Genomic DNA, 17,020 nt, shown 5'->3' on the forward strand with positions numbered 1-17,020 from the left:
AATTATACTGTATGCACATACAGTTTGCAGCACTTACGTCAACTGGTCCGCACCCGGGGTCCCGCCAGATAGGACAGCCTGAGCGCAGCCGGCCCGCGCGGCGCCGGCCGGTGTTCCGGACGCCCCGGCTTGCCCGGCCGCTCGACGTCAAGCGCCACGCCATCGAGGCTGATCTCGACCATGCCGCCCTCTTCGTCGCAGCCGGAAAACAGCAGTAAGGCGCCCGGCCCACGTACCGCGCCGCGCAAGGTAGTGAGGCCGGACCAGCGATAACTCATCAGCTCACCACACAGGCGCGTGGCCGCCTGCACCAGCGGCAAGCGCTGTTCATACGACGGATCGCCACCGCTGATCCAGTACAGATGCACTTCGGTCAGGCGCCGCTCTTCGGGCGCGAAAATGTAGCGCAAGCGCGCCGGGCCGGGACCCGGCGGCAGCTCAGGCAAGGCCAGTTCCAGCCGCTCCTCGCCGCTGAGCAGGTCGATGTCGTGGCACAGCAGGTGCTGCGCCTGCGGATGTTCCGCCGCGATCAGGGCGGCCACGGCGGCAAGCTCCATGCCCCAGTGAGCGCGGCCATAACCATGGCAGCGGTAGCGGTGATCGCGCACCTGCCACGAGCGCGGCTGGCCGGTCAGCGAAAGCTCCAGCATGGGGCGGCGCGACGGTTGGGCGCCCGGTCGTGGTAAATCGGGATGGACGTGCATGGCGTGATTGTAGGTGGGCCGTCCTTGGCCTGTATGTAGCACGAATGTGCTACACGGCCGTAACCGGCGTCCGCCTCGGCGTAAAATGGCCGTCATGAAGCACACCGAACACTCCGATATCCGCCCGATCCGCGTCGCCATCGTTGAGGACGATCCCGATTTCAGCAGCGCCCTGCGCCTGGTGATACAGGGTTCGCCCGACATGCAGCTGGCCGGCTGCGCCGCCACGCAGGCCGAAGGGCTGGCGCTGCTGTCGGCCACGCCGGCCGATGTGCTGCTGGTTGACCTCGGCCTGCCCGATGGATCGGGCATTGCCGTGATCCGCGCGGCAGCGGCGCAGTGGCCGCAATGCAGCATCATGGTCAGTACCAATTTCGGCGACGAGACGCATGTGATGCGCTCGATCGAGGCCGGTGCGGCCGGTTATCTGCTCAAGGACAGCTCGCCCTCCCGGATGGCCGACGAGATCCGCAGCCTGGCCAGCGGCGGCAGTCCGATCAGCCCCATCATCGCGCGCCAGGTGCTGGCACGCTTCCGCAACACGCCCACCACAGCGGCCGCCACCAGCGTGGCCAGCGACGATGCGCCACCGCTGCTGTCCCAGCGCGAGAAGGAAGTGCTGGACTACATCACCAAGGGATTTACCGTGCACGAGATTGCCGGCCTGATGCAGCTGTCGCATTTCACCGTGCGGACTTTTGTGCGCCGTATCTACAGCAAGCTCAAAGTCTCCTCCAAGGCCGAAGCCATCTTTGAAGCGCGCACCCAGGGGTTGCTACCCTGATGGAGCGTTCCTCACGGCTGCTGGGCAGCTTGCTGCTGTGCTTTTCGGTGGCGGTGCTGATCGCGGCCGCCTCGCTCTACCTGAACAGCGACAGCCGCCTCGGCCCCAGCCTGCGCCTGACCCAGGCCAGCTGGCAGGAAACCGTCGCGCCGGACTATGCGCCGCCGCCCGCGCGTGTCGATAGCACCACCTTGCCGGCGGCCTGGCAGCAGGTAGCGCTGCCGTTCAATCCGCCGATTGCGCTGCTGCGCCAGGCACGTTCTGGCACCAGCGGCGCGGCGCCACAGGCGGTACGCACCAGCTGGCTCAGGGTGACGGTCGATGGCATGCCTTTGCAGGTGCGTCATCTGGCGCTGTACGGCGTGCGCGTCAAGACCGACGGCACGATCGCCGTCTACATCAACGGCCAGCTCACGCACCAGGCGCAGCAGAACGGGCCATCGTGGAACAGCACGCGCACGCCGTTGTGGTTCACGCTGGACAACAGCCCCGGCAGCCCGCCGGTACGCGAAATCCTGTTGCGGCTGGAGCACAGCAGCGCCTCGCAGACGGCGGTATCATCGCTGCGACTGGGGCCGGCCGACGTGCTGCGCCCCGCCTACCATCTGCGCATGTGGCTGCAGCAGCAGTTGCCGGGCATGCTCAGCGCCGCCTTCATGGCGGTGGGCGTGTTTGCCGCCTTCGTCTGGCTGCGCCGCCAGCATGAGATTGCGTACCTGCTGTTCTTCAATTTGTCGGCCACGGCATTTTTGCGCGGCCTGCATTTCTACGTCGATCTGCGCGTGGAAAACGACTGGTTTGCCTGGCTGACGGTGAACTCGCTGTTCTGGCTGGTGCTGGCCGTGCACTTCTTCCTGTGCCAGCTGCACCAGCGCCCGCTGCGCTGGCTCACGCGCGCGCTGGTCGCGGTGACGCTGGTGATCGGCGCGCTGACCATGCCCGTGCTGGCGGTGCTGCCCAATATGCCCACGGTGACGCCACTGGTGTATCCGGTCGCGGCGCTCATGAGCGTGATGGCCTGCGTGGTGGGCGGCATCTCGGCATGGCGCCACTCGGCCGAGGGGCGGCTGGTGGTGTATGGCCTGTTCGCCTGCACAGCCATGGGCAGCACGGACTGGCTGCTGCAGAACAACGTCATCAGCGCGGAAGGCTGGTATCTGGGTGCCTACGCGCCGGCCGTGTGCTTTATCACCTTTGGCGTTCTGATGTATCGGCGCTATGTGGACGCGATTGCCGAGGTGGAGCGCGTCAACGCCAGCCTGGCGCAGCGGCTGGCCAAGCGCGAGGCGGAACTGGAGGCCAGCCACCGCCGCCTGCGCGAGATCGAACTGCGGCAAACCATCAGCGACGAGCGCCAGCGCCTGATGCAGGACATGCACGATGGCCTGGGTTCTTCGCTGATCAGCGCGATCCGTTCGGTGGAGCGCGGCAACATGAGCGATGAACGCGTATCGCAAATCCTGAAAGATTGTCTGGATGACCTCAAACTCACCATCGATTCAATGGAACCGGTGGAAGCCGACCTGCTGTTATTGCTGGCGACCCTGCGCTTCCGCCTGGAGCCGCGTCTGGAAGGCACCGGCGTCACGCTGCTGTGGGAAGTGCGCGAGCTGCCGACGCTGGCCTGGCTGAATCCCTCCAGCGCGCTGCATATTTTGCGTATTGTGCAAGAAAGCATCGCCAACATCCTGCGCCACACACGCGCCACGGAGATCCGCGTCGGTACCACCGCCAGCGCCGATGGCGTCCAAGTCCACATCGCCGACAACGGTGGCGGCTTCGATGTATCCCAGACGCTGAGCCATGGCAGCGGCCGCGGCCTGCAGAACCAGCAACGCCGCGCCGCCTCGGTCGACGGCCACGTCCGCTGGCAATCAAGCGCCGCGGGCACCCTGTTCACGCTGTGGCTGCCAGTGGTCCGCAATGGCTGAAGATAAAAAAAAGCCCGCTACGTGAGCGGGCTAAATCTATTTCCTTGGAGGAGATAGAGGAGACAGATGAATGATGAGGCATCTCCAGCCATTAAGCCAATTTATCTTTCTGATGCCAGAGATTCACATACCGTATAACGCTTAGAATTTCACATCCAGCTTGACGCTGAAGTAGCGGAACACGTCGCGCGGCGGCACCCAGCTGCTGGCCGAGACCTGCGGCGACGTGGCGGTAGGACCGGCACGGAACGACGACGGGCCACTGGCGTTCGCATTCGGAATGTAGAAGCGGTCAAACAGATTGTTCACGCGGAAGCTCAGCTTGTACTTGTCATCCGGCGCGCGCACACCAAAGCCCAGATCCGTGATGGCATAGCCGGCATTTTTCGAATTGGGATCATTGTTAATGTTGGTGTAATACTCACCCTGATAGCGCAGGTTGGCGTTGACGAAGCCTTTGAACGGCATCGACGGAATCAGGAATTCGTAGTTGGCGCCGATATTCAGCTTGATCTTGGGCGTACCAGGGAACACCGAGTTGTCCAGATTCTGCACACCGGTCGTGGAACCTGGCGCGATCGGGAAGCAGGCCGAGTTCTGGCCGGCGATCGAACCGTTGGCAGCCAGCTTGGTGCCATTCACCGCGACATTGGTGGAATCGCCATAGCACGGACCATTGGCCCACTTCTCGATGGTTGGCAGCGTGAAGGCCAGCGCCGCATTCATCGTCAGGTCCCGGGCCAGCAGCGCATTCACATCCAGTTCAAAGCCGTGCGTGGCAATGTGCGGGATGGAATTGAGCTGGCTGTAAATGGTCGGATCGTTCGGCAGCACATAGGTCACGTTCTGCTGGTAGTTGAAGAAGTCCGAATTGAAGTAGGTCGCCGCGACCGACAGGCGGCTGTTGAACAGATTGGCCTTGGTGCCGATCTCGAAGCTCTGGCTGGTTTCCGGCTTGACCGGGAAGGCCGCTACCGCTTTCAGACCCGAGGTCACGTCATACGCTTCGCCCTTGTAGCCGGTCGATGCCTGGGTGTAGACCATCCAGTCTGGCGTGATCTGCTTCTGGATACTGACCTTGCCGGTGGTGGCGCGGTCGGTATTGCCGGTGCTCTGGAACTGGTCGACGCCCACCGGACCTGGCTTGAATGAGGCTTCGTCCAGCTGGTCGGTGTAGTAGTTACGCTTGTAGTGGTAGCCCGAGATTTCTTCGTTCAGGCGCATGCCCGCCGTCAGCGTCCACGTCGGCATGAACTCCCACGACGCCTGGCCGAAGATCGACTTGTTGGTGTTGTAGATGTCGGTGTAGTAGTTGGTCGGGCTGGATGGCGAATTGGCGTTGCACGCGGTCGGCGCCACGCAATAGCCGCGGATGAAGTGACGGTAAATCTCGTTATGCGCGGCCCACAAACCGGCCAGGTATTTGAAGGTGCCGGTGTCTGGCGAAACGTAACGGATCTCCTGCGTCTTCGAACGGATATCGTAGGTGCCGAACTGGTAATTGCCGATGGTCGGCACGGTCTGGCCAGCTGCCGCGATGGTCGGCACGTCGGTAAAGTCCTGGTCGCGGAAGTCGTTGGCCAGGTATTTGCTCCACGAGGTAATCGACATCAGCGTCGCATCGTTCGGCAGCGTCCACGATACCTTCAGGCCGACACCACGGTCGCTGGAAATCAGGCCGGTCGGGAAATCGCGGCGCACATTGCGGTTGCCCGGATCGTTGACATTAATCCCCTTCAGCACCGTGCTGGCCGGCAGCAGTGGATTGCCGTTCAGGTAGACGCCATCCAGGCCGATCGGCGTCGACACCACATTGCCGGCCGCCGCCGATCCCGTCCGCAGCACGAAGCCATTGACAGCAGTCACGCCGCGCGAATTGTCCTGGTAGTTGTAGCGCGGCGTCAGGTCGACCTGCACGTTTTCAATCGGATTCCACTGCAGCTTGGCCATGAAGGTCTTGCCGCCCGAGCCGTTGACGTCCTTGCCGTCGGTCAGATTGTGGAAGTTGCCCGGCATGCGCGTCTTGCCGGCGTACAGGCGCATGGCGAAGTGCTCGTCAAGCTGGCCGCCGGCCGAAGCATTGACGCGCCATTCCTGGTCATTGGTCAGGTAGGTGCTGGCACGGTACACCATCGGGCCGGAGATCTGCTTGGTCACGATGTTGACCGCACCCGCCACCGCCGATTTACCGAACAGCGTCGATTGCGGGCCTTTCAGCACCTCGATGCGCGCCACGTCAGCCAGGTCCTTGAAGGCCTGGAACTGGGTGGCGATCGGAATATCATCGATGATGACCGCGACGTCCGACTCCACACCGATGCCTACCGAGACAGTGCCGATGCCGCGCATGAAGATGGCGTTGTTGGCGGCCGTGGTGCCGGAGTTCAGCGTCAGCGACGGCATCATCGCCACCACGTCTTCGATCTCGCGGATGTTGGTGCGCTGGATTTCCTGCTCGCTCATCACGGAAATGGCCATCGGCACGTTTTCCAGCTTTTCCACGCGTTTGTTGGCGGTCACCACCACGGTTTCCAGCGTGCCGGGTTTGGTGTTCGATTCTTCCTGCTGCGCCTGGGCGTTCATGGCCAGTACGGCCAGCGCAAGAGCCGACGCCATCGGCGTCAGGTTGATGGTTTTTTTCATGCTCGTCTCCTGCTTGTAATTGTTATCCAACACTGTTGTCCCTTTTAGTTAATCGTTTAACTTCTTAGAGGTACCGGTACCAGTTGTACGATGACAAAGGTTAATGCAGCACCCCGGCGAAGTCAATACGTTTGTAATAGGCGCGCAACAGGTCTTACGGAAAACGATTAACTGACATTCAAGCACTTTCTCTTTCGACAATAGAAAAGCCGATGTCGACAATGCCGTCGCGCACTTCACGTTCCTGCGAACGGTCGACGATGAATCTGGCGGCCAGCGCGCCGATGCGGGCGCCGTCGATGCGTACCGTGGTCAGGGACGGATACAGGTCGGCGGCAAAACTCAGGTCGCCCATCCCCACCACCGCCAGTTGATCGGGCACGCGAATGCCTTGCGCCTGCGCTTCGGTCAGCACGCCCAGCGCCACCGTGTCCGAGCTGCAGAACAGCGCATCGATGTCCGGGTGGCGCGCCAGCAGTTCGCGCAGGCCGGCGCGTCCCATGCCGACATTGGTGGGCGCCGGCACCATCGCGCCCGGCACTGTGGTCTCACCCGGCAGCGCCATGCCCAGCACCACTGCAGTATCAGAGAACGCCTTCATGCGGCGCTGCGCGCGCTGGTCGTTGGCGCTTAGCGTCGCCACCCGGCGCTTGCCGCGCCGGTGCAGATACTGCGCCACGGCCTGTCCCACTTTTTCGTGCGAGAAGCCGATCAGCATGTCGATGGGATTGTCGGTCAGGTCCCAGGTCTCCACCACCGGGATGCCGCTGTTGAGCAGGCGCTGGCGGCCCTGGGCCGAGCGCATGATCCCGGTCAGCACCACGCCGTCCGGACGGCGGCCGATGATGGCTTCCAGCAGTTCGTCTTCGCGCGAATCTTCATAGCCGGACTGGCCGAGCATCAGTTGATAACCGTAGCCGGCCAGCGTCGCCGTCAGCGACTGCACCACTTCCAGGAAGACGTTGCCGGAGATGGTGGGAATTACCGCCGCCACCAGACGGCTCTTGCGCGAAGCCAGGCCGCCGGCCAGCATGTTCGGCACATAGCCAGTCTTCTCGACGGCTTCTTTCACGCGCTGCAAAATATGTTCGGACACCGCGCTGGGTGTATTCAGCGCGCGCGAGGCCGTGATGGGCGCGACGCCGGCCAAAGCCGCCACGTCGCGCAGTGTGATGCCGCCACTCTTGCGCCGGCTGCGGCGCGGCGCTGGCGTGATGGTTGCTGGTTTATTCGCCGGGGTGTCGTTCATGCCGCGATTCTAACATTCGCGTCCCCGCCGCCGTCATTTGTAGCGGGCCAGTTCCATCTTGCCGATCTGCGAACGGTGCACCTCATCGGGACCGTCGGCCAGACGCAGCGAACGCGCGCTGGCATAGGCGTGGGCCAGGAAAGGATCGGCCATGCCGCCACCGCCCTGCACCTGAATCGCCCAGTCAATCACCTTGCAGGCCATGGTGGGCGCCGCCACTTTGATCATGGCGATTTCCTTGGCGGCCACCTTGTTACCGACCGTGTCCATCATGTAGGCCGCATTGAGCACCAGGAAGCGCGCCTGATCGATCAGGATGCGCGACTCGGCAATGCGTTCCAGCGTCACGCCCTGCTGCGCCACCGGCTTGCCGAAGGCCACGCGCGCCAGGCTGCGCCTGCACATCTGCTCCAGCGCGCGCTCGGCCAAGCCGATCAGGCGCATGCAGTGGTGGATGCGGCCAGGTCCCAGCCGGCCCTGGGCGATTTCAAAGCCGCGGCCTTCGCCGAGGATCAGGTTAGCCGCTGGTACGCGCACGTTCTCGAACACCACTTCCGCGTGGCCATGCGGCGCGTCGTCAAAACCAAACACGGGCAGATGGCGCAGGATGGTCACGCCCGGCGTATCGCGCGGCACCAGTATCATCGACTGCTGCTTGTGGCGGCTCTCGTTGTGCGGATCGCTCTTGCCCATGAAGATGAACACGGCGCAGCGTGGATCGTTGGCGCCAGACGACCACCACTTGCGGCCATTGATGACATATTCTTCGCCATCGCGCACGATGGAGCTTTCGATATTGGTCGCATCGGAGGACGCCACCGCCGGTTCGGTCATGCCGAAGCAGGAACGGATGCGGCCATCCAGCAAAGGCTCCAGCCATTGCTGCTGCTGCGCCGGCGTGCCATAGCGCGCCAGCACTTCCATATTGCCGGTGTCCGGCGCCGAGCAGTTGAATACTTCCGGCGCCCAGTGCACGCGGCCCATGATTTCACACAGCGGCGCATATTCCAGGTTGGTCAGGCCCGCGCCCAGTTCCGACTCCGGCAGGAACAGATTCCACAGCCCGGCCGCGCGCGCCTTGCCCTTGAGTTCTTCCATGATCCTGGTCGCCACCCAGGCGTTGCCTGCGGCGCGGTTGGCATCCACTTCGGCGTGGAATGCCGCCTCGTTAGGATAGATATGCTCGTCCATGAAGGCCGTGAGCCTGGCCTGCAGTTCCTTTACCTTCGGGCTGTAATCGAAATTCATGGTAACTCCTTAACGATAGGTGACCGTACCTGGCTGGCCCAGCCACTCCAGGTGCGAATAATTATTCAGGTAGCTCAGCGTGAACTGGCCGGGGCGGTGCAGCAGCCTGGTGACGCCGCAATTGGCCAGCGTCCAGTTCAGCTCCATCACCTGAAAATCCTGCAGGCCAAGCAGGTGCTGCATCAGCGTCGAGATCACGCCGCCGGAGGTGAACACGATCGTGGTCTGTTTGCCGCCCGGCGTATCCAGTCGCTCCAGTGCGCGCACGCAGCGGCGGCGGAAGTCCGGCCAGGTCTCGGTGTATTCATCGTCATGCCAGCCGCCCATCCAGCGCTGCATGGCGGCGCGGAACAGATGTTCCAGCGCGCGCGATGGATCGACATGGCTGGCCATCAGCGCCTTGAACGCCGCCGCATCGCCAAACTCCGGGCAGTGCCGCAGCAGTACTTCGTGGTGATCGAATTCGGCAAAGTCACCGTCCGTGACCCACTCGGTGTCGGCCAGTGCCGGTTTGGGCAGCTCGGCCATGCAGGTATCAGCGGTCTGACGGTGCCGCACCATGCCGCCCGTGACCACCTTGTGAAACGCCTGATGGCTGTTGGCATACCACTGCCCCAGCAGGCGCGCCTGTTCATAGCCCAGCTCCGACAGCTGGTCGTAGTTGGCCGCGCCAAACGACGCCTGCCCGTGGCGCACCAGATAAATTTGTCCCATATCGCATCCTCTGTGAAGCACTAGCTTACCGGCTGGCCTATAATTCATCAAATGAATAGTATTCATTGCACAGGATAAATTTCATGCATATATCAAAAGTTGATCTGAACCTGTTCATCGTCTTCGAAGCCATCTACGCCGAAGGCAGCATCACCCGCGCCAGCCTGAAAATGAGCCTGACCCAGCCCGCCATCAGCCACGCGCTGAACCGGTTACGGCAGCTGTTTGACGATCCGTTATTTGAACGCCAGGGCCACGTGATGACGCCGACGCCGCTGGCGCGCTCCATCATCGAACCGGTACGGCGCTCCCTGCGTGGATTTGAAGTGACGCTGAATGGCGCCGCGCGCTTTGACGCTGCCAGCAGCGAGCGCAGTTTCTCACTGGCGCTGCGCGATGTGCTGGAAGCTAGCGTGCTGCCGCCCCTGATGGCGGGTGTCGCGCGCGCAGCGCCAGCAGTGACGTTGAACACACTGCAGGTCAGCCGCCGCGAACTGGAAAGCGAACTCGCAGCCGGCACACTGGACGCCGCCATCGACATCCTGCTGCCGCTGTCGAACGACATCCGCCGCACCCAGCTGGCGGGCGACAAAACCGTGGTACTGGTAAGGCGCGGCCATCCGCTGGTGAAGCGGCGCGCGCTGACGCTGGACACCTATCTGCAGCTGGAGCATATCCAGACCAGCTCCCGCCGCCGCGGGCCGGGGCTGGAAGACGTGGAACTGAGCCGGCAAGGACTGCAACGCCGCATCCGCCTGCGCTGCCAGCACTACTTTGCCGCGTGCCGCGTGGTCGCCGAAACCGATCTGGCTTTAACCATGCCAGAGGGCCTGGCACGCATCGTCAACCAGCAATTCAACAACCAGCTACTGCCCTTCCCGCTCGACATGCCCGCACTCGACATCTACCTCTACTGGCACACCAGCGTCGACAACGACCCCGCCAACCTCTGGCTGCGCGAACAAATCCTCGCCGCCATGGCGATAAGCTGATATCGGGTTAATCCTGGGTCCAATCTTCCAACACCAGGCCAGCAGGATACACGCCAAAGGCCCGGTCACAGCTAACAAGTGTTGCGCCTACAGCATAAGCATGTGCTGCTATCAGGAGATCCAGCGGAGCAAGCGCTGCTCCAGCCAGCTCACGCTTAACACGCATCGAAGCATATGCAATCGCTACATCTCGCGTCCACGGCAAAACGGCAACAAGCATTAAAAAGTTCTCGACGCGCCTCTTGAGCCCGGCTGGCCCGCCGCGCTTAACTACTCCGTAACGTAACTCAGCCTCTGTGATAACGGAAATAACAATGCTACTGTCGGAGACACTGAGCAGACGCTGCGCGACTCGAGGGCGATCACCTCGAATAATATGACTTGCGATGCTCGTATCGAGCAAGTAAGTAGTCATGGTTTGATGTTTTGAAATGGATCGCGATGCTGCTGTCCTTGCCGGCGGTCAGCATCAGTCATGAAGTCATCAGGAACAACCTTTGACGCATCTTCACGGAAAAACTCCTCCCATGAGACCGGCTTACTCTCCACAGGCGCACTGATATCGAGGCCTTTTCCCTTGGAAATCATTTGCGTGTTGGTAGGCATAGGTGCCTCGCTAGTGAAAGCAAATTTTCACTATATGCTCACACTTCGGTGTGAGCAAGTACAACAACTTTGATCCAAGTTAAACAACCCAACCAGCCCGTCATTTGACTGCATTCACCAGGCGCCGGAATTTGCGGCATTCCATGTGGCTGGGCGCGGGGCAGACGGACGCGTGCCGCAAGCCGTCGCGCATGGCGCTGAGTTTGCGGATGGTCTGGTCCAGTTCATCCGCCTTGGCGGCGAGCAGCGCACGGTCGATCTGTGGCGCTCCGTCCGCACCAAACATGCGGGCGATTTCGTCGAGCGAAAATCCCGCTGCGCGTCCCAGGCGTATCAATGCCAGCCGCTCCAGCACAGATGGATCGTACAAGCGCCGCAAGCCGTGCCGTCCACTCGATGCGATCAAGCCTTTGGTTTCGTAATACCGCAAGGCGGAACTGGCCAGGCCGGAACGGCTGGCGACTTCAGAAATATCCAATGTCATAATTCGCTTGACTTGAAGTTGACTTCAAGTGGAACAATGCCATCTCTGCTTTCCCAAATCAAGCGAGAGAACACTATGGACACCAATCAGGAGCAAGCTACCTTGTGGAACGGCGTTGCAGGCCGCGCGTGGATAGATAAAAAGGACGTGCTGGACGACCTGTTCCAGCCGGTCACCGCGCTACTGCTGGAAGAAGTCTGCGCCTGCGCGCCCACCGATGTTCTCGACATTGGCTGCGGCACCGGCGCGACCACGCTGGCCCTGTCGCAGCGCCTGCGTGGACATGGTCACGTGACCGGCATCGACATCTCCGCCACGATGATTGCCACCGCCAATGCACACGCTGACGCTGACGCCGATGCCAGCTTCATATGCGCAGACGCCCAGACCTACGCATTCACGCCGGCCAGCTACGATGTCCTGATGTCGCGCTTCGGCGTCATGTTTTTTGAAGACCCGGTAAGCGCATTCCGCAACCTGCGCACGGCGGCAACCTCGCAGGCGAAACTGCGGCTTGCAGCATGGCGCAGCCCCGCCGAGAATCCCTTCATGACGATGGCCGAGCAGGCTGCCGCGCCCTTCCTGCCGCCAGCGCCAGCACGCGCCGCCAGCGCGCCCGGACAGTTCGGGTTTGCCGACCGCCAGCACGTACAGGCCATACTGGAACAAAGCGGCTGGCAGCACATCGAGATAGGTGCCATCGATCTGCTGCTGACGATGCCGGAGCAGCATCTGCAAGACTACTTTACGCGCATGGGCCAGCTGGGTCGCATGCTGGATCAGCTGGACGAATCAACGCGCCAGCAAATCATCACGGCCGTACGTGCAGCCTTTGCGCCATTTGTGCATGGCGATGAAGTCCGCTTCACCGCCGCCTGCTGGCTGATCCGCGCCGACGCTGCGTCAGCAACCTGAGTTGGCGCCGGCAGCCAGTGCTTTTACGGCCCTGGAGATATCCCCGCCGATGCGTGCAACAGCGCGCCGATGGCCAGCCACCAGTTCATCGTAGCCCGCGCCAACCGTCTCCTGCGCCACGCTGCGGCAAGTCAGCACCTGCGTGCTGCCCACCAGGCGCACGCTCCAAACGGCATCAATCAGCGCGTACTGTCCCGGCGCAGATTCAAAGCGCTGCACATTGGTGCTGATGCGGTAGACCGGCGCCTTGTCCGGTACCGGGGAGCGGAAGACATCGATCGTTCCCAGCTCGCCCGAAATCGTCAGCGATAGGGCCTGGCCTATCTCCGACGCCGGCAACGACGCCCAGCGTTCCAGCTCCAGCAAATCGACGCGGCCAGTCCCCGTCGTCACCACCAGCTGATTGCGCGCCACCTGCTGCGGTACCGTCACTGCAGGCAGCTCGATGTAATAGGCCGCGCGGGCAGCGGGTGCCTGCACCACGCCCATGCCGCTACTGAGACTATAAAAATGCTCCGGCAGCGCACTGGCGCAACCGGCCAGCATCACCACAGCAGCCGCAACGCATGCACGCATCATTTCCGCTCCTCCCGTTTATCCTGCTTCCCGCGTATCAGCGATTCCGGATGCCGCTCCAGATAATCCGACAGCGCATTCAATGACTGCAAGGTCTGCGTCAACTGCTGCAAGGCTTCGCGCAGATCCGACTGCACCGGCGAATCTTTCTGCAGCAGCTGATCCGCCTCGCTAAACGTCTTGCGCGCCGCGCCCAGGGTGTCTTTCATCTCCGGCACCACCTGCGCATCCAGCTGCTTGAACAGAATATTCGCGCTCTTCAGGGTATCGCGCAGATTTTTGCCGATGTCTTCAAACGGCACCTTATCCAGCTTGCGCGCGATGCTCGAAATCTGCGTCTGCAACTCATCCAGGCTGTTTGGCACTGTCGGCACTTCCACCACCTCCTGCGTCAGATCCAGCTTGGCTGGCGCCGCATTCGGGAAGAAGTCCAGCGCCACATACAGCTGGCCGGTCAGCAGATTCCCCGTGCGCAGCTGCCCGCGCAAGCCGCGCGCCACCAGACGCTCCAGCACCAGCGGCCCGGCATTGCGTTCGTGGTCACTGGCGATGGTTTGCGCAAAACTGTGGCCCAGCCGTGCTGGATACATATCCACCGTCACCGGCATGCGGAAGTTCTTCTTCACCGGATCAAACTCCACGCCCACCGAACGCACCTCGCCCATCACAATGCCGCGAAAGTCCACCGGTGCGCCCGGCGACAAACCGCGCAAGGACTGGTCGAAATACAGCACCGTGGTAATTGGCACGCCATCCGGCTCGCGTAGCGCACTGGCCTGATCCGCCGCCAGCGCAAACTCGCTGCCGGCCGGCGCCACAGTGGCTGGCTTCTGCCCGCTCACCGACTCAAACGCAATCCCGCCCACCAGCAGCGCCGCCAGCGATTGGGTATTGACCTTGAAGCCATTTGAATCCAGACGCACATCCACACCACTGGCATGCCACCAGCGCGTATTTTTCCCGACATACTGGTCATACGGCGCGCTGACAAACACCGACATCTGCACGCCGCGCCCCTTCTCATCCAGATCAAAGCCCGTCACCTGCCCTACCTGGATCCGGCGGTAGAAGATTGGTGATCCGACGTCGATGGAGCCCAGCGTATCGCCACGCAGCGTATACATGGTGCCCTTTTCATCGCGGCTCACTTGCGGCGGCTTTTCCAGCCCGACGAATTGGGTCTTTGTTTCCTCCGACTTGCCCGCATCAACGCCAATATAGGAACCCGACAGCAGCGTATTCAGGCCCGAGACGCCACTGGCGCCAATACGCGGCTTGACCACCCAGAAGCGCGTATCGGCCGCGATGAAGCGTTTGGCCTCCTTGCTCATATCGATGGTGACCAGCACATTCGACAAATCGCGCTCCAGCGAAATCGACCGCACCAGGCCGATGTCCACATCCTTGTATTTGACCTTGGTCTTGCCCGGCTCCAGCCCGTCCGCGCTGCGGAAGCTGACGATCACCGTCGGTCCCTGATCCAGCACCATCTTGACCACCAGCGTCAGACCGATCAAGGCCGCCAGCAAAGGAATCAGCCAGACCAGCGACGGCAGCCAGCGATTGGCCTTCTCCACATCCGGCTCGGGCAAGGGCGGAGTACCGCTCTCGTTTTCAGACATGCTTCTCTCCATGTGTATCGATAGGATCCCAGATCAGGCGAGGATCGAACTGCATAGACGCGATCATGGTCAGCACCACCACCGCGCAAAACGCCAGTGCGCCAGGACCGGCCGTGATCACCGCCAGCGACTGGAAGCGCACCAGCGCCACCGTCAGCGTAATGACGAAAATATCCAGCATCGACCAGCGGCCGACAAACTCCACGATGCGATACAACACCGTACGCTGCATCGGCCGCCAGCGTGAGCGCCGCTGCGCTGTCCACGCCAACAACGCCAGCGCCGCCAGCTTCAATACCGGCACCACAATGCTGGCTACGAAAATAATCGCCGCCAGGCCTGGCGAGCCGCTGGTCCAGAAAAATACAACGCCGCTGATAATGGTGTCGTCCTCCTTGCCGAACAGGGAGTGCGTGTACATCACGGGCAGCAGGTTGGCCGGAATGTACAGGATCGCCGCCGCCAGCAGAAACGCCCAGGTGCGCCCTACGCTATCCGGATGACGGCGGTGCAGACGCGCGCCGCAGCGTGCGCAGTACTGGTGCCGCACCGTGTATTTCAGCGACTCGACCAGCCCGCAGCTATGGCAGGCCAGCAGCGGCGCGCCCTTGCTCAGCGCCGCATAGTGAAACGTCTTCTGCGCCACCCGGCGCGGCCCCGGCAAATGCTCGCCGATATTCCATAAGATTTTAGGATCGAAAGACACCACGATCGCCAGCATCAGCGTCAGCACGCCAAAAGCGAACAGGCCTGGCTGCACCACCACTTCGGCCAGACTGGTCATCTTGATGATGGTGATGAGTATGCCGATCATCAGCACTTCCGTCATGCCCCAGCGCCTGGCCAGCCCCACAGCCCGCAGCAGGTGATCGAAACCCGGCGGCCGCACGCCGTTTCGCAATGACAGCGTCACATACAGCAATGCCCCCAGCTCCACTGCCGGCAGCAGGATGGTGAACAGGAAGACGATGGCCGCGACCAGCTGCATCTGCTCCGTCCACAGCACGCGGATGGCGCCCAGCAGCGTAGCGCTGGTGCTGTAGCCGCCTACTTCCAGCTGGACGATAGGGAAAAACTGCGCGATCAGGAAGGTAAACACCGCGCCCATGGTGATGGCCGCCATGCGGCTGGCGTCCGAATGGATGCCGCGGTACAGGACCGAGCGGCAGCGCACGCAACGCGCTTTTTCGCGCGGGCGTACCGGACGGCGTTGATGCAGCACGCCGCAATCGTGGCAACTGATTAAATCGTATCGATGCACGGGCGGAGACAGGTTGTAATCCAACCGGCATCATACGTCATTCCGCTGCTTAAAACCGTGGGCACTCTGCTAACATAAGCAAAACTCTTTTCGGGAGGACGTCCTTGCTTGCCCGTTCCTGCCGCGCCATGGCAATACTGGTGCTGACCTGTTCTGCAGCTGTCAGCGCCGCTCCCGTGTACAGCTTCGCCAACAGCTATCCCGAGGACTCGCTGGGCATGATCTACATTCAGCGCCACATGCAAGCCATCTGCAAGGAGGCGCAGATCCGTTGCACCATAATCGAGCTGCCTTTGCGGCGCTCGCAAGCCATGCTGGCCAACCGTACGCTGGACGGCGACATCGGCAGGGTTCCCGGATTTGCGCGCCAGAGCGGCAACATCCTGGTCGATACCCCGGTCATCACCGTCAGCACCTACGCTTTCACGCGGGCTGACGCTCCCGCATCCGCCAGCTGGGAACAACTGGGGGCGCACCAACGCTCGGTGGCTTACCGGCGCGGCGTCTACGTCTATCAGAAAAGGCTGGAGAGCATGGCGGCGACCCTGCGTCCACATGATGTCCCGGATTCAGTCAGTTGCGTGGAAGTCGTCATCCGTGGTCACGATGACGCCTGCCTGCTCGACTCCGGCGCGATCACCCCTGCCATCAAGGCGCGCGTACCGCCGCTGGTCATGCAGGGACCGCTGGAGGCACTGGACCTCTACATCGTCGTCAACGCCGGCAACGAGAAACTGGCGCGCACCTTGAAGTCCGCCATGGACCGCCTGCGCGCCCGAGGTGTGCCGCAGCAGCTGGAGCGCGAGCTGCTGCGCGCCAAATAACGGCGCCGCTCAAGCCTTACTTCGACTTGAGGCTGGACGGCAGTTCCTGGAAGTCGTCGGTTCTGGCCAGCTTCTGCCAGGTCGCCATCAGTGCCGGCGGCGGCGCAATCAGCTTGCGGGCGGCCAGGTCCAGCCAGCCGCCGGTACTGTTCACGCGCGCGGCCAGCTTGGCGTCCGGGCGGATGATGTCGGAGCGCAGTATCCAGCGGCTGCCGTCTTCCGCCAGGCCGGCCAGCGACAAGGTTACCGTGATCTCTTCCAGCAGCAGCACTTCCTTGACGTAGGCGATTTCGTCCTTCATCACCACCGGGCCGATATTGAGCCGCATGAATTCACTCATCGGAAAGCCATGCTCCGACAGGAACAGCATGCGTACATCGCCCGATTTGTCGAGGAAAGCGGTATTGCGCATATGGCTGTTGAAGTCCATATCGCCCCAGCCAGCCATTAACTTTTTAGAAAACATC

General features: G+C 62.1%; 17 protein-coding genes. 5 read left to right on the plus strand and 12 right to left on the minus strand.

Annotated features, from left to right (window positions below):
* Positions 1–38 precede the first annotated feature (38 nt).
* Complete coding sequence (locus GTP58_RS20480) at positions 39–650, minus strand: hypothetical protein (protein WP_161079018.1); 612 nt, start codon at positions 648–650, stop codon at positions 39–41.
* 148 nt (positions 651–798) lie between these two features.
* Between GTP58_RS20480 and GTP58_RS20485 the strand changes: the two genes are divergently transcribed.
* Positions 799–1,488, plus strand: a complete 690-nt coding sequence (locus GTP58_RS20485) for a response regulator transcription factor (RefSeq protein WP_161079019.1) — start codon at positions 799–801, stop codon at positions 1,486–1,488.
* Complete coding sequence (locus GTP58_RS20490; RefSeq protein ID WP_161079020.1) at positions 1,488–3,419, plus strand: sensor histidine kinase; 1,932 nt, start codon at positions 1,488–1,490, stop codon at positions 3,417–3,419. The genes GTP58_RS20485 and GTP58_RS20490 overlap by 1 nt, the downstream gene beginning before the upstream one ends.
* 141 nt (positions 3,420–3,560) lie before the next feature.
* On the opposite strand, the gene GTP58_RS20495 is transcribed toward GTP58_RS20490, so the two are convergent.
* The 4 genes from GTP58_RS20495 to GTP58_RS20510 all read right to left on the minus strand — a co-directional run bounded on the left by GTP58_RS20495 (position 3,561) and on the right by GTP58_RS20510 (position 9,273).
* Positions 3,561–6,062, minus strand: coding sequence for a TonB-dependent receptor (locus tag GTP58_RS20495; RefSeq protein WP_161079021.1), 2,502 nt, complete (start codon positions 6,060–6,062; stop codon positions 3,561–3,563).
* A gap of 178 nt (positions 6,063–6,240) precedes the next feature.
* The gene (locus GTP58_RS20500) at positions 6,241–7,311 is read right to left on the minus strand and encodes a LacI family DNA-binding transcriptional regulator (RefSeq protein ID WP_161079022.1); all 1,071 of its coding nucleotides are present in this window, start codon (positions 7,309–7,311) and stop codon (positions 6,241–6,243) included.
* Positions 7,312–7,344: 33 nt separating this feature from the next.
* Entirely contained in the window at positions 7,345–8,559 is a 1,215-nt protein-coding gene (locus GTP58_RS20505) for an acyl-CoA dehydrogenase family protein (RefSeq protein WP_161079023.1), read from the minus strand.
* Positions 8,560–8,568: 9 nt separating this feature from the next.
* On the minus strand, positions 8,569–9,273 hold the full coding sequence (locus GTP58_RS20510) for a histidine phosphatase family protein (RefSeq protein WP_161079024.1): 705 nt from the start codon (positions 9,271–9,273) through the stop codon (positions 8,569–8,571).
* 83 nt (positions 9,274–9,356) lie between these two features.
* Between GTP58_RS20510 and GTP58_RS20515 the strand changes: the two genes are divergently transcribed.
* Positions 9,357–10,265: a LysR family transcriptional regulator gene (locus tag GTP58_RS20515; RefSeq protein ID WP_161079025.1), complete on the plus strand. Its 909-nt coding sequence runs from the start codon at positions 9,357–9,359 to the stop codon at positions 10,263–10,265.
* Between the two features lie 7 nt (positions 10,266–10,272).
* Here GTP58_RS20515 and GTP58_RS20520 read toward each other — a convergent pair whose 3' ends face one another.
* The 3 genes from GTP58_RS20520 to GTP58_RS20530 form a co-directional block, all read right to left on the minus strand.
* Positions 10,273–10,680 (minus strand): PIN domain-containing protein, encoded by a 408-nt coding sequence (locus GTP58_RS20520; RefSeq protein WP_161079026.1) that lies wholly within the window; start codon positions 10,678–10,680, stop codon positions 10,273–10,275.
* Positions 10,677–10,871, minus strand: a complete 195-nt coding sequence (locus GTP58_RS20525; protein WP_161079027.1) for a hypothetical protein — start codon at positions 10,869–10,871, stop codon at positions 10,677–10,679. The genes GTP58_RS20520 and GTP58_RS20525 overlap by 4 nt, the downstream gene beginning before the upstream one ends.
* A gap of 100 nt (positions 10,872–10,971) precedes the next feature.
* Positions 10,972–11,358 carry a helix-turn-helix domain-containing protein gene (locus tag GTP58_RS20530; RefSeq protein WP_161079336.1) on the minus strand — a complete coding sequence of 129 codons (387 nt, stop codon included), beginning with the start codon at positions 11,356–11,358 and terminating at the stop codon, positions 10,972–10,974.
* 72 nt (positions 11,359–11,430) lie between these two features.
* On the opposite strand from GTP58_RS20530, the gene GTP58_RS20535 reads away from it, so the two are divergent.
* Positions 11,431–12,270, plus strand: coding sequence for a class I SAM-dependent methyltransferase (locus tag GTP58_RS20535; RefSeq protein WP_161079028.1), 840 nt, complete (start codon positions 11,431–11,433; stop codon positions 12,268–12,270).
* Here GTP58_RS20535 and GTP58_RS20540 read toward each other — a convergent pair.
* The 3 genes from GTP58_RS20540 to GTP58_RS20550 are packed head-to-tail and all read right to left on the minus strand — an operon-like array spanning position 12,259 to position 15,729.
* Positions 12,259–12,849, minus strand: a complete 591-nt coding sequence (locus GTP58_RS20540) for a membrane integrity-associated transporter subunit PqiC (protein ID WP_161079029.1) — start codon at positions 12,847–12,849, stop codon at positions 12,259–12,261. The genes GTP58_RS20535 and GTP58_RS20540 overlap by 12 nt on opposite strands.
* Positions 12,846–14,468 carry an intermembrane transport protein PqiB gene (locus tag GTP58_RS20545; RefSeq protein ID WP_161079030.1) on the minus strand — a complete coding sequence of 541 codons (1,623 nt, stop codon included), beginning with the start codon at positions 14,466–14,468 and terminating at the stop codon, positions 12,846–12,848. Before GTP58_RS20545 ends, GTP58_RS20540 begins: the two co-directional genes overlap by 4 nt.
* Entirely contained in the window at positions 14,461–15,729 is a 1,269-nt protein-coding gene (locus tag GTP58_RS20550; protein ID WP_161079031.1) for a paraquat-inducible protein A, read from the minus strand. Before GTP58_RS20550 ends, GTP58_RS20545 begins: the two co-directional genes overlap by 8 nt.
* A 104-nt stretch (positions 15,730–15,833) precedes the next feature.
* Here GTP58_RS20550 and GTP58_RS20555 point away from each other — a divergent pair, with 104 nt between their 5' ends.
* Entirely contained in the window at positions 15,834–16,553 is a 720-nt protein-coding gene (locus GTP58_RS20555) for an ABC transporter substrate-binding protein (protein ID WP_161079032.1), read from the plus strand.
* 16 nt (positions 16,554–16,569) lie between these two features.
* Here GTP58_RS20555 and GTP58_RS20560 read toward each other — a convergent pair whose 3' ends face one another.
* The gene (locus GTP58_RS20560; RefSeq protein ID WP_161079033.1) at positions 16,570–17,019 is read right to left on the minus strand and encodes a thioesterase family protein; all 450 of its coding nucleotides are present in this window, start codon (positions 17,017–17,019) and stop codon (positions 16,570–16,572) included.
* Position 17,020 lies beyond the last annotated feature (1 nt).

It is taken from the genome of Duganella sp. CY15W, from assembly GCF_009857555.1.
Classification (GTDB): Bacteria; Pseudomonadota; Gammaproteobacteria; order Burkholderiales; family Burkholderiaceae_D; genus Rugamonas; species Rugamonas sacchari.